At 45.8% G+C, this 12,960-nt stretch carries 13 protein-coding genes; 3 read left to right on the top strand and 10 right to left on the bottom strand.

All coding sequences use genetic code 11. The features are described 5' to 3' along the window. Nucleotides 1-2: 2 nt before the first annotated feature. From QZ367_RS01145 to exbB, 10 genes are all read right to left on the bottom strand, one after another. Nucleotides 3-1,352: a WG repeat-containing protein gene (locus tag QZ367_RS01145; protein ID WP_291936179.1), complete on the bottom strand. Its 1,350-nt coding sequence runs from the start codon at nt 1,350-1,352 to the stop codon at nt 3-5. Between the two features lie 14 nt (nt 1,353-1,366). Continuing rightward, entirely contained in the window at nt 1,367-1,855 is a 489-nt protein-coding gene (locus QZ367_RS01140; protein ID WP_291936177.1) for an HIT domain-containing protein, read from the bottom strand. Between the two features lie 1,036 nt (nt 1,856-2,891). Then, on the bottom strand, nt 2,892-3,686 hold the full coding sequence (gene trpC, locus QZ367_RS01135; RefSeq protein WP_291936175.1) for an indole-3-glycerol phosphate synthase TrpC: 795 nt from the start codon (nt 3,684-3,686) through the stop codon (nt 2,892-2,894). A 2-nt stretch (nt 3,687-3,688) separates the two neighbouring features. Further along, a complete protein-coding gene (locus QZ367_RS01130) occupies nt 3,689-5,533 on the bottom strand; it encodes a hypothetical protein (protein ID WP_291936173.1) in 1,845 nt (614 codons plus the stop codon). Then, on the bottom strand, nt 5,500-5,871 hold the full coding sequence (locus QZ367_RS01125; RefSeq protein ID WP_291936171.1) for a YkgJ family cysteine cluster protein: 372 nt from the start codon (nt 5,869-5,871) through the stop codon (nt 5,500-5,502). The genes QZ367_RS01130 and QZ367_RS01125 overlap by 34 nt, the downstream gene beginning before the upstream one ends. Further along, nucleotides 5,864-7,105 carry a methyltransferase gene (locus tag QZ367_RS01120; RefSeq protein ID WP_291936169.1) on the bottom strand — a complete coding sequence of 414 codons (1,242 nt, stop codon included), beginning with the start codon at nt 7,103-7,105 and terminating at the stop codon, nt 5,864-5,866. Before QZ367_RS01120 ends, QZ367_RS01125 begins: the two co-directional genes overlap by 8 nt. Then, on the bottom strand, nt 7,102-8,049 hold the full coding sequence (locus QZ367_RS01115) for an NAD(P)-binding domain-containing protein (RefSeq protein WP_177389505.1): 948 nt from the start codon (nt 8,047-8,049) through the stop codon (nt 7,102-7,104). Before QZ367_RS01115 ends, QZ367_RS01120 begins: the two co-directional genes overlap by 4 nt. Before the next feature lie 330 nt (nt 8,050-8,379). Next, complete coding sequence (locus tag QZ367_RS01110; protein ID WP_291936165.1) at nt 8,380-9,228, bottom strand: energy transducer TonB; 849 nt, start codon at nt 9,226-9,228, stop codon at nt 8,380-8,382. Further along, complete coding sequence (exbD, locus tag QZ367_RS01105) at nt 9,225-9,608, bottom strand: TonB system transport protein ExbD (RefSeq protein WP_291936163.1); 384 nt, start codon at nt 9,606-9,608, stop codon at nt 9,225-9,227. Before exbD ends, QZ367_RS01110 begins: the two co-directional genes overlap by 4 nt. After that, on the bottom strand, nt 9,609-10,028 hold the full coding sequence (gene exbB, locus QZ367_RS01100) for a TonB-system energizer ExbB (RefSeq protein WP_291938114.1): 420 nt from the start codon (nt 10,026-10,028) through the stop codon (nt 9,609-9,611). A gap of 282 nt (nt 10,029-10,310) precedes the next feature. Between exbB and QZ367_RS01095 the strand changes: the two genes are divergently transcribed. From QZ367_RS01095 to QZ367_RS01085, 3 genes are all read left to right on the top strand, one after another. Continuing rightward, entirely contained in the window at nt 10,311-10,679 is a 369-nt protein-coding gene (locus QZ367_RS01095) for a Plug domain-containing protein (protein WP_291936161.1), read from the top strand. 43 nt (nt 10,680-10,722) lie between these two features. Continuing rightward, a complete protein-coding gene (locus QZ367_RS01090) occupies nt 10,723-12,375 on the top strand; it encodes a TonB-dependent receptor (protein ID WP_291936159.1) in 1,653 nt (550 codons plus the stop codon). A 214-nt stretch (nt 12,376-12,589) separates the two neighbouring features. Then, a complete protein-coding gene (locus QZ367_RS01085) occupies nt 12,590-12,946 on the top strand; it encodes a hypothetical protein (protein WP_291936157.1) in 357 nt (118 codons plus the stop codon). The last annotated feature ends 14 nt before the right edge of the window (nt 12,947-12,960 follow it).

Genomic DNA, 12,960 nt, shown 5'->3' with positions numbered 1-12,960 from the left:
ATTTACGATATTATCTTGCCGTTTTTATCAACGATAGTTTCGCGACCGTCTAGTATGATTTTGACGTAGTCGTCGCTTAAAACTTTCACAAGTTCTACTTCGTCGTAGAACGCTGGCTTTAAAATTTCATTATCCTCATCGTCTAGTAAACCCCATTTGCCGTCTTTTTTGACCTTAACATATCCTTTATAATATATGAATTGATCGTATATATCAGATATGGTATCGCCTAAGACCAATATATCATCATAAATACAAGAAACGATCTCTTTGCCAGTTTTGTCTATTAGACCTAATTTTTCATCTTTTTTGACCCAAGACAAACCTTTGCAAAAGTATGAAGCGCCATCATAAATACAAGGAATGACTTCTTTTCCTGTTTTGTCTATATAGCCCCATCCTTCATCTCTTTTAACTAGAGCTAAGCCTTCTTGAAAATCTGAGATGCCATAACAAGCACAAAAAATAACTTCTTTCCCTGTTTTGTCTATGAAGCCAATTTTATTATCTTTTCCGACAATGGCTAAGCCTTCTTTAAAATCCCCAGCTCCATCATAAATACAAGGAATAACTCCTTTTCCTGTTTTGTCTATGAAGCCAGATTTCTCATCTTTTTTGACCCAAGCTAAGCCTTCTTTAAAATCCCGGAATCCATCATAGATATAAGGAATGACTTCTTTTCCTGTTTTGTCTATTAGACCTAATTTTTCATCTTTTTTGACCCAAGCTAAGCCTTCTTTAAAATCACAAGCTCCATCATAGATATAAGGAATAACTCCTTTTCCTGTTTTGTCTATGAAGCCAGATTTCTCATCTTTTTTGACCCAAGCTAAGCCTTCTTTAAAATCCCAAGCTCCATCATAAATACAAGGAATAGCTTCTTTTCCTGTTTTGTCTATGAAGCCAGATTTCTCATCTTTTTTGACCCAAGCTAAGCCTTCTTTAAAATCCCAAGCTCCATCATAGATATAAGGAATAACTCCTTTGCCGGTTTTGTCTATGAAGCCAAATTTCTTATCTTTTTTGACTGAAGCTAATCCTTCGCTAAAATCCCAAGCTCCATCATAAATACAAGGAATAACTTCTTTGCCAGTTTTATCTATATATCCCCATCTTTCATCTTTTTTGACTAAAGCTAAGCCTTCGAAAAAGTATAAAGCGTTATCATCAATATAAGGAGCAATATATTTGCCAGTTTTATCCTTCAATTGCAATCCACCATATATTTCGACCACCCAATCTAAACCTTCACGAAAGCTCCAAATAATATCATAGATACAAGGGGCAACTTCTTTGCCAGCTTGGTCTATAAAGCCCCATTTTCCATCTTTTTTTACTGCAACTAAAATCATCTCAATCCTCCGTTTTAAATTTTGATTTCTGCGTAAGCCGCTTTTAGTTTTTCAAAAAGCGGGGCGAACGAAACACCGTTTACGCGGACGTTTGCGATCGTCGTGATGAAATTCGTATCGCGCTGCCACCGCGGCACGAGATGATAGTGCACGTGCTCGGCTATGCCCGCACCCGCGGCGGCGCCGAGATTCATACCGATATTTACGCCGTTTGCACCCAGAGTGCGCTTTAAGATCCCCACTCCGGCGCGCACGTAGCGGCTCATCTCCGCCCACGCATCGTCGCTAAGACACTCGATATTATCCGCGTGCTCGTAGGGTATGACCATAAACGCGCCCGGGCTGTAGGGGTAGAGGTTCATCACCCCAAAGCAGTGCTGCGCGCGAAAAAGCACGCCGTTGCGATCATCGAACGCCGCATCCGCCGCCGCGTCGCAAAAGGGACAGCCGCTTCTTTTTTCGGTAAAATACTCGCTTCGCCAAGGGGCGCAAAGATAATCCATCTCTTTTCCTTTCCGAAATTCCAAAATTCTATGAAATTTTAAAATTTGCGTTTCGCAAAATTCTATGAAATTTGGAATTTAAAACTTCTAAATTTCATAGAATTTTAAATTTACGCGGCCCGCGCTTGCTCGAACGACGCGGAGCTATGCACGTGGCAGGGCGCGACATGCTTTGCAATCGCGGAGCACTTCGGCGCAATACGCACTCTGCGGATCGAAGCCCGCGGCGGGCGTTAGTGCGCATTTGGCGGACACTCATCGCGCGGCAAACATAGCGTCTAAAAGTCCGCACCGTAGCCGTTTGCGCGGCGCATTATAATAAAACTTTGACGCAATCACAGGCACGGTACGCGGTGCCAAACCTGCGCCGCAATCACCGTCGCGACACGCGGTAAAATTTAAACGCGGCGCGACCACGGCGTAGCCGTAATACAGCCGAGGCTCAATCGCGTCGTATTGCAGAGTATCGCAGTCCTGCTAAGCCCCTACGCCGTCCGCTTTTGTGATAGCTCGCTTTTTGCGCAGTTATCGTACGCGCAAGCTCCTCTGGATGGCTTGGTCGCGAGCTGTGATTAAATTCACGGCGCCGCACAATCGCCAATACTGGGCTTGGGTAGCACGCTAGGCATGCAAGGCGCTACGGCGGACGCGCAATTCTCGGCGCTTAATGTTACAAGCCCAACCCCACGCGCGAAGCTTCGCAAACTCAAAGCTAAATTTAAGCCCGCGCTTTTGCACCAGCTCGTGATGCGACGGAAAGCTATACAAACGAAAGGCGTAAATTTAAACCTCGCTCCGCAGCCGCTCGCGCAGCGCGTGATAATAAACTCACGACGCCAAAGCACAGCGCGGATACTTACGCAGCGTGCGATATTTGATCGCGTCGCAACCGCTAAATTTAAAGAACTGCTAAATTTTAAAGTCAGCCGAATTTTACGAATTTTAAAAATTTACTGCCTTAAAATTTCGCTCTCTTCGCTAAATTTAACTTCTCGTTCCGATCTGATCTTTCGCGATCAAACAAGCGGGTTTAAATTTAGCCGCCCGCGCCGAGCTTTATCTCGCGCAGTGCCGCGCCGACGTCATTTTGGCGCATAAAATGCTCTCCGATCAAAAACGCATCGACGCCCGCCTCGTGCAAGCTTAAAAGCTGCTCGTGCGAGTGCAGACCGCTTTCGGCGACGATGATCTTGCCGTTTGGAATCAGCGGGATTAGCCGCTCGCTCAGGCTCGTATCGACCTCGAAAGTCTCTAAATTTCGATGGTTGATGCCGATAATATCGGCGCCTGCAAAGACCGCTTTTTTCAGATCGTCCTTATCGTGGATCTCGCACAGCGCCCGAAGCCCCAGCCTGCGGGCAAACTCGAGCAGCTCTTTTAGCTGCTTGCCTTCCAGGGCTTTGGCGATCAGCAGGATAAAATCCGCGCCGTAAACCAGCGCCTCGAGGATCTGATAGCGATCGACGATGAAATCCTTGCGCAAAATGGGCGTATGCGTGTAACGGCGGATCTGCGGGATGAACTCCAAATCGCCTCTGAAATAATGCGGCTCGGTTAGCACCGAAAAGGCGCTGGCGCCCGCATTTTCATACTCCGCAGCAAGGCTTAGCGGCTCAAAATCCTCGCGGATGATCCCCTTGCTCGGGCTTGCCTTTTTGATCTCGGCGATGATGCGAAGCGGGTCCTTCTCATCGCTTCTAAGCGCGCTTATGACGTCACGCGGCTCGTAGGGATTGGCGCTTAGCGAGCGACCGAGCAGATCCTCGGGCAACCTTTCTTTGCGAAGCGCGAGATCCTCGCGAGTGCGTTTTAAAATTTCGCCTAAAATCATCGCTACTGCCTTGGCGTCTGGGTTTTAGAGTCGGTAAGCTCTTTCGACGTAGAATTTTGCTCTGGCATAAAATCCCGCCTCGATACTGAATTTTGTCTTGACGAGGCAGAATTCTGCGCGGCGGAATTTATGGGTGTCGCAAAATTTTCAGACGCCGCGGAATTTGGTGTCTGATTTTGAACTGCGGAATTTGCAGACCCAGCAGAATTTTGCAAAGCGGAGTCTTTTGGCGCCAAATTTTGCGTTGTTGTGGGACTTGGACGCGCGGAATCTAACGCAGAGCTTTCGGGCGCCGTAGATTTTATGGAATCTGGAGCAGGGGTTTTTGTTGCCGGGCTTTGCGGCGCCTGATCTTTCGGCGCGGAGCCTTTTATCGTAGTGGGATTTTGCGATATGGAATTCTGCGGCGCTACGCCTGTGCCTGCGGCGCACGCATCGATCGCCTCTAAATGCTCTTTGCCTTCGGGGGAATTAAAAAATTCTGCGTCTTTGATCTTAGCCATTTCATTTTTAGCCTTGTCGCACTCGCCAAGCTTGTAGTATCCCCAAGCAAGCGAGTCCAAATAATACGGCGAGTCGGGGTCTTTTTGTAGGGCGCGGCGGACGAGCTCGATGCCCTTGCGAACGTCCAAATCGTGATCTATTAGGATGTAGCCGTAGTAGTTTAGATGCACGGGGTCTTTAAGCTGCGGCGCAATATTTTCAAATTTTGCCACTACGCTAGACAGGGTTTTGGCGTCCACATTTTTGCCCGCACTTTCATATTCGTAGATCGCCTCGATCGCCAAAAAGTCGTAATTTTTGGTCTTCATAAACTCATCACGCGCCATTTTAATCGCGGTTTTATAGTCTTTTTTATGCGCGTAGGCATCGATTAAAAGCTCACGCTTGTAGTCGTATTTTTTCAAAAGCTCGATTATTTTATCAAAGTCGTTTGAGTAGTAATAAATCGCTATCATATCGTCTAAGAATTTATTATCCCCTTTGGCTTCATACAGCGCTTCATCGATCTTAGCGACATCTAAATAGCGCTTATTCGCGCGATACACATCAGCTAGCAGCTCGCACGCCATACCCTGGGCGCAGCCGTAGATGCGCCTGTGCGTCTCGATGATGCGGATCGCTCCGTCCGAATCATCGAGTTTATTTAGCAGCACGTCGCATAATCTGATGAGATTTTCGTCAGTTTTGTCTAGCTCATAGGCTTTTTCGAAGTAGGTTTTGGCTAAAGTAAAATTCTCCATCGCATAATATGTCGCCGCTAAGATCGCATAACTTCGTGAAACCGGATCTACGGTGACTAGCTTAAGAGCAGCGGTATTGGCGTTTAGATTATCTTTAATGCCTAAGTAGTAGCCGATCTTTACTCGCAGATACTCAGAGTCTGAGCTTAGGCTCTTTTCGCCGAGCTTTAAATAGCGCGCCGTATTTTTACGATCTTTGATCGCAAAAGCAGTCTTTAGCGCTTCTAGCAGATAAACGGACGAGCCCGTTTTATTGTATGCCTTTTCGTATAAAAACATCGATGCGACGGGATCTTTATGCAGTAGCTCCAAAGCTGTAAGCAAATCAAAATTTAGCTCGGCGTCCTCTTGCGCTCGCATCGCGTGATTTAGCTTTTCTTTGGTTATACTTTTAGCGCTTACGCCACGATTTATCAAGCTCTTTTTAATTGCATCTTTTGCACCGTTTTTTGTGCCAATGCTTGAATTCCGATCAGACGCCTTTTTATCCGTAACGGACTGCTTCGCTGCTGCAGCATTCGTCCCACTCTCCGCACTTAGATACTGCGGCGCTAAAATCATCGCCGCGATTAAAATTCCGCCAAAAACCTTACACCGATACATTCTTCCTCCAATTCTTTAGTATGCGTTTTAAAATATTCCCAAAACGGAAAGCTACGGCACTGCTTCGGACGCAGCTCGTAAATCCCGCAGTTGCGCTGCGCTTCGTCAAAAAACACGCACGCTAAGCCGCCTTCAAAGGGCTTTTCTTTTACGCTAAATTTAGCGCCTATTTTTTGTAAATAAATTTCTTTAAGCCTTGAGGGCGAAATTTTAAATTTTACCGCTAGAGCTACGATCTCGCTCTCATCTATCCAGATATAGCCGCTCTCTCCTGTGCAGCACTTGCCGCCGCAGCGCTCGCACGCGCTCGCATCAAAGCTAAAGCCGAACTCACTCATAATCCACGCTCGTTAGATCTGCGCTTTTATAGATCGCGTGGGCTTGTGCGGTGCGCCTTCCGTGCGCGCTAGCATAGATCGGAAGGACGATCTCACAGGGCGAGCGCGAGTTCTTACGAGCTTGCAAAAGCGCGAGCTTAGCGGGCTTTGAAATGTCAGGATAGACAAAACCAAGCCTCGTTAAATTTAGCCTAAACTCACCCAAAAGCTCGCAAATTTTAGCTAGCTTGCCCGCCTCGTAGCAAAAAATAAGCGTACCGCCAGGCTTGAGATGAGCGTTCGCAGATCGCACAAAATCCCGTAGCCTAAGGCTTGCTGCGCTCTTACTAAGCGCCATGTGAGGCTCTTTGCTAAGCGAAATGCGCTCTCGATAAAAAGGCGGATTTGAGACGATAAAGTCAAAACGCTTCTCGCTTTTAAACCCCGCAAAATCCGCGTGCAAAATCTCGGCAGGCAGATCGTTTTGCAAAGAATTTAGCCTTAAGATTTCTAAATTTCGCTCTTGAATTTCTAGCAAGCTTAAATTAATGCTCTCAAAATCGCGCTTTAGTAAAAGCCCTAAAATTCCACATCCTGCGCCCACATCCAGCACGTCGCCGTATATCGCTCGCGGATTTAGCGCGCCTTTGGGGCTACGCTCATTGCAAGCAGCAAACCCTCCGTCACGCAAGCACTCCGCAGCAAAATCCGCGCGTGCTTTGGCGCCTTCAAATTTGCTCGCGAAATCTTTATCGTGTGTCTTTTGAGATTCTAAAGACTGCGCGATTTGCTCGTCACAAAATTTAAAATTTTCACCGCTTGCAATGTCGGGCTTTAAAGTATGCCAGGCTTCGTCGCTTTGAAAATCAGAATTTTTGCAGCGCTCGCTTTGAAATTTCTCCTGAAATTCCGCTTGAAATTTCATTTTAAATTCCGCCTGGAATTCGGCGCAGCCTTTACCTCCAAAATCGCGATCATCCCCCACGCTATGGTTAGCGGCATACGACTCTTCTTTGCTAAAAGCGCAATCCTCGGTGCAAAATTCCGCCTCACCGCCTGCGTAATCCGCAGCGCAAAACTGCGCATTAAAGTCTCCATCTGTCGCATCTTTAAATTCCACGCCACAGCCCAGCGCCCAAGAGCCATTTTGCGATGCTGCGTCAGCTTTACGCACGCCTGAGTTTCTTATAAAATTCCACAAAAAAATCGTATCGCTCGTGTAGCGATAACCCTTTTTTGGCTGATAAAGCCTCATCTGCGGATATTTTTGATGATGGTATGGGCGTGATTTATCGCCACTACGATCGATCCGCCGCTTCTGCTGATGAGATCTCCGCCCACGTAAAGCCCACTAGTGGCGGTCTGGAGATTTTCATCCACGATCGGCACGCCGTTTTCATCGTAAGCGATGCCGCATTTTTTAAGAAAATCGATCGGGCTCGTGCCGCCGATCGCGTATATCACGCGGTCAAATACGAGCTCGGTGCCATTATCAAATTTTACCAGCACCTTGCCGTTTTCATTCTCAAGAGCCTCTATATCGATACCTAAGCGCAAGATGATGTTGCCGTATTTGGTCTCGCGCATTACGTCGCTTTCGTTCGTCTCGTTTAGGCGGGTAAATTTAGCCTTGCGATAGCAAAGCGTCACGACATTGGTTTTACATAGCGCTATAGCGTATTCCGCAGCTGAGTTACCGCCTCCAACGACTAAAATTTTTTCATTAATCGTGCATTTATCAAGATTGAAATTTACGCGTTGCGTGATCGAAGGCGGAATTTTATAAGCGGGCTTATTGGGCTTGCCCATCCTGCCAATTGCGACGATGACGTTGCGCGCGCGGTATCCAGCCGAGCTAGTCGTGATATAAAACTCATCTGCGTGCTTTTCGATCTTTTCGACTTCACTTTTGAAATTCGTATCGATTTCGTCGCTATCTAAGAGCTCGTCGAAATAATTTAGCACGCTCTCTTTCGTGCCGGTTTCAAACGAAATAGAGCCGCGCGTCTCGCTGTCAAAGCCCTTATATTCTTTATCGACGCGCTTTTTATCTTTGTAAAACTGCCTAATCGTTTGAGAGTGGTTGTCGCCTTTTTCGAGCAGAAGTACATGCGCAAGCCCGTTTCTTTTGGCTTCTACTACGGAAGCGATGCCGCAAGGACCGCCGCCGATCACCGCCAAGTCGTAAACGTCTATCATAAATTTCCTTTAATCTTTTAAATTTCATACGAAATTATAGTAAAAATTCCATTAAAATCAGTGGAATTTCCTAGCAATTTCGCAGCTTAAATTTAAAATTTTAACGCTTTAAGATGCTTGCTTGGCTAAATTTGAAAAGACATAATTTTCTCCGTTTAAATTTTAAATTTCACGGCGCCAATCCGTTTATAAAAGCTCATGCGGCAAAAGCGGCGAATTTAAAATTTTACTTCGCCAAGATGGAATTTTGCGAGCTAAGATAAAGCGGCAAGAGCGGCAAATTTTAAAATTTCACCGCCCAGGCAGGGGTTTTTAGTAGAAGCTTTAAGGCTAGTTAAAATTTAGCGTATATTTTATGCTAAAGTTAAATTCCATATCTTTCTCGACCTTTGGAAAGCTGCCTTTTGTGCGCTCGACTGCGCTTAATGCACCCTCATCAAGCGAATCGACTTTCGAGGAAGACGTAACGCGAAGACCTTTAACATCTCCGCTTGCCGTATAGGTAAAGTGCACGCCTACGACGCCGATTTTACGCATACGTTGCGCATTTTTTGGATAATGCGACTGCGCGTAGCGAGAAATGATGGCAAAAATTTTCTTGCCGACATCGCTATTGCTAGGATCTCCGCGGCTTGTTATAGCGTCGCTACCGCCACCCGCTGCGCTAGAGCCGCCGCCCCCGCCGCTACCCAGCGAAATAGGCTTTGTCGGGTCAAATTTAGCCGTTAAATTCCTATCGCTACTTTGAACTTTATGCTCTTTTTTCGGCTTAGGTTTTTCGACCGGTTTTGGTTTTTCTACCGGCTTTGGCTTAGGCTTTTCGACCGGTTTTGGTTTTTCGACTACAGGCTCTGGTATAGGCTCCGGTTCAGGAATCGGCTCTGGCTCCGGTATTGGCTCTGGCTCAGGCGGAGTTGGTTCCGGTTCGGGCTCGGGCTCGGGCGGAGTGGGCTCGGGCTCAGGATCCGGTTCGGACTGATCGGAAGGAGGCGGGATATTCGGCTCATCCGAGATATCGCCCTGCTTGGCCTCATCCATTATGCTATCGATGGAAAAGGCTATCATATCGGGCATGCTAGGCGGCTTCGGTGCCGACGATAAAAGAACAAAAACACCCACAGCGATGATGCAATGCAGCACCAAAGATACGATGAAACCTACTGCGCTATCTTTATTCATTGCTCTTTTTCGGTCACGATCGCAAATTTTTCATGGCCCGCCTTTTTTAGGACATCCATGATCGAAATGAAAGAGGAAAATTTCGAGTCTTTATCGTTTTTCAATACGACAAGATCGTTTTTATCGAGTGCGGCAATTTTTTTCTCAAGCTCATCCTCGCTTATTGCAATATCGTCTATATAAATTTTAGATTCGCTATCCACTTTGATGGTAACTTTTTTATCCTCTTGCGGATTTTGCGAGCTTGAAGAAGATGGAAGATTTACCTTGATATGCCCCTGCGCAATGAAAGTCGAGACACTAAGCACGATCGCTAACAGCACCAGCATAATGTCGATGAACGGAACGATATTTAGCCCGTCTCGTCTAGGGATGCTCATTTATTTAACCTCATCGTAGCGATTTAGAAGCACATCAACTTTACGGACGAAACCGTTGTAGATGATGAGCGTAGGCACGGCGACGACTAGACCCGTGGCGGTAGCCTTAAGCGCGAGCGATAGACCCTGCATGATAGCCTTGGTATCGATACCGCTTGCGGTACTCATATCAAAAAAGGTAATCATAATGCCGATAACGGTACCCAAAAGACCGATATACGGGGCATTTGAATAAACGATATAAAGCGTCGTTAAATTTCTCGTCAGAGCCTCTTCGTAAAGCGCTTTGCTTTTGTAATTGCTAGCTTTAACCTTCGAATAAAAAAGCATCCTTTCGATAGTAAACCACACGACCAAAAAGCTCATAAATCCGAGGATTGCAAAGATAATGTAATCCACGTAATGCGCCAAAAATTCCATAATGCCCATAAGCTCTCCTTAATAATTTTAAAATTTTATAAATTTAGCAGATCGATTTGCTAAAAAATGAGCGATTTTATCAAAAGTAGATTTAATTTTTACTAAAATTTTGATGAGCGATATTTAAATTATATTTTATCATTTAGCTTTATTTAATGATAACAAAGCATTCGGAGCTAAAATTCTAATGATTTTAAAATCTCTTGATAATTAATATAAAATAAATGATTAATTTTATATTATTCGCCATTTTTTAATCTCATTATCATTTAGGAGTTTCGTATGAAAAAATTTCATCTGGCTTTGTCTTTGTGCGCAGTTCTTTGCTTAAGCGCACAAGCAGACGAGAAATCAAGCGCTACGGACGTATCCAAAAGCAAAGATTCAAATACGCAAAGCCTGGGCGTAATCGAAGTTACTAGCGATTCTAGCACGCCTAGCACCGTGGATGATATCAAAATCAACACCCGCAACGCTACACTCATCAAAGATGTATTTCGCGACATCCCAGGCGTTTATGTGGGCGGCACTAACGGCATGAATCAAAAAATTTATATGCGCGGCGTGAGCGATCGCGGTCTAAATATCACGCGGCGCGAAGCAAAACGGCAATACCTTCCATCACAACGCCGATTTACTAATCGATCCTGATCTTATCAAAGCCGTAGAGGTCGATGTAGGCGCGCGCTCAGTCGTGAACGGCTCGGACGCCTTGGGCGGCTCAGTTGCCTTCAGGACGGTAGACGCTTCTGACATGCTTGAGGACGGTCAGGATATCGGCGCCAAGCTCAAAGTGGACTATACAAGCAATAACGAAGGCTATTCGCAAAGTGCGATGCTCTACGGCAGAGCGTTTGATAGCCTAGATATGCTTGCTGCGTTTAAGCACTACGGATACGGCTTCGGCAAATCGGGCAACGGCAAGCCTACGGGCGGCGACGGCAACGATATAAATTATTTATTAAAAGCGGGCTATAGCTTTTTGGATTTTCATAAAATTTCGCTCTCTACCGAGCATATGCAGTATAAAGGTCTCTATCCGCTGCGACCAGAATTCGGTTCATGGCTAAACGGGCAGCTGGATAACCGCGAATATGAGCGCGATACACACACGATCAAATACACGTATAATCCAAGCGACCTGCTAGAGCTCGACATCACGGGATATTACACCAAGCATCAACGCATCGGATCGACTTCGACGAACGTAAAATGGGGCGTCGAGACCAAAGGCGGCAAAATCGGCGCTAAGAGTAAATTTGAAACGGGCGATCTGGCTCATACGCTGCGCTACGGCTTTGATTACTACCGCTCCGAAAACTACGTCAAGCCCAGCAATCTACGCCCCGAGAAGGTCGATAATTATAGCTTTTATATCGAGGATGCTATGCGCTACGGCGGGCTTACGGTAACTCCTGGCGTGCGCTACGAAAGGCACGAGCTAAAGACTTACAACGGTAGAGGCGCTAATATCTCTAGCTACAAATATAAATTCAACGAAGTAAGCCCTGCTTTAGCGCTTGATTACGAGATCGGCGCGGGATTTGGAGCGTTTGCGAGCTATGCGCGAGTATTTAGAGGACCTGACGTAATGGAGAGTATGATGGCTGCGGGTACTAGTCGCGGCAGACCGCTAAGCTGGATGGCTAACGAAAATTTAAAAGCTACTACGGGTAACGCCTACGAAATAGGCGGTCGCTACAAAAGCGAGCTAGGAGAGAACTCCTCGGTAAGCCTAACTGCGAAGTACTTCAGGACGGAGTATAAAAATCTCATCGTAGATAACAATGCGGCGGGCGGAATCGTCGGCTGCCCGGGAGGCGCAGCAAATACTTTATGCAGGGCTAACGCAGGCGGTGCGGACATTGACGGCGTCGAGCTTTTCGCAAGATTAATATTAGATGATTTGAGCCTTGCTGCGGGCTACACCCACCAGCACGTAGAATATAAAGACCGCGTGCGCAGCGGCTCGGGCTATCTAAGCTCAAACATCATCGGCTACCGCGACTATGGCGATAAATACACCTTCAATGCCGAGTACGCAATCTCTGCGGCAGATCTACTGCTGGGCTATAACTTACTCTTTTTCGACTCCAAAAACGTAGCCTCCGCAGCTAGCGACGAAAAAACCAAGGTGCCTAGCTACGCGGTTCACGATCTATACGTCACCTACGCTCCGGATGGCGGACGATTTAAAGGGCTTGAGATCAACGCGGGCGTTTACAATCTCTTTGATAAAGCCTACGCGTCGCACTCGCAGCGCAGCGCCGATTTCACTGGTGATTCAAACGCTATCGACTGGGAGCCGGGACGAAATTTCAAGCTAAGCGTGGCGTATAAATTTTAAAGCTTACGCGAGATGACGGTACGAAATTTTGCACGCTAAAGCGGCGAAATTTTAAAAATTCAAAGCCCTTGGAATTTCAAAATTCCTAGGGCTTTGAGTCTGGATAATTTTATCTATTGCTAAAAGTTCAATAGCTTTATAAAATTCATATTATTTTTCCTACCATTAACGCAAAGCAAGTAAAATTACAAAATTTTATCATAAAGGATAAATCATGGCTAAAATAGCGTTTATGGATTTGGAATATTATGGCAACACTCCCAATGGCGACATAGATAACGTATTCAAAGTCGGCATCGTAATATCAAGCAGCGCAAATAAACAAGGCTCTACGAAGGAATTTAAATTTGAAAAAGAGGAGGATCGCGATCAAAAAATATGCGAAATTCTAAAATCAAACAATATCGACTGTATATGTGGTCATAATATAGTGGATTTTGACAGGACTAAATTAGACGAAAATCTTTTTAAAAATAGAAAAATCATCGACACGCTATTTCTTTCGATGCTTTTAGAACCTACGTATTTGGATCATAAACTAGAAAAGCTATATAGAAAACTGACGAAATAAATTACGAAAGCGAT

The sequence above is a fragment of the Campylobacter sp. genome (assembly GCF_019423325.1).
Classification (GTDB): Bacteria; Campylobacterota; Campylobacteria; order Campylobacterales; family Campylobacteraceae; genus Campylobacter_B.
The sequence above is the reverse complement of the archived record's forward strand: the minus strand, read 5'-3'. Positions and strand labels throughout refer to the sequence as shown.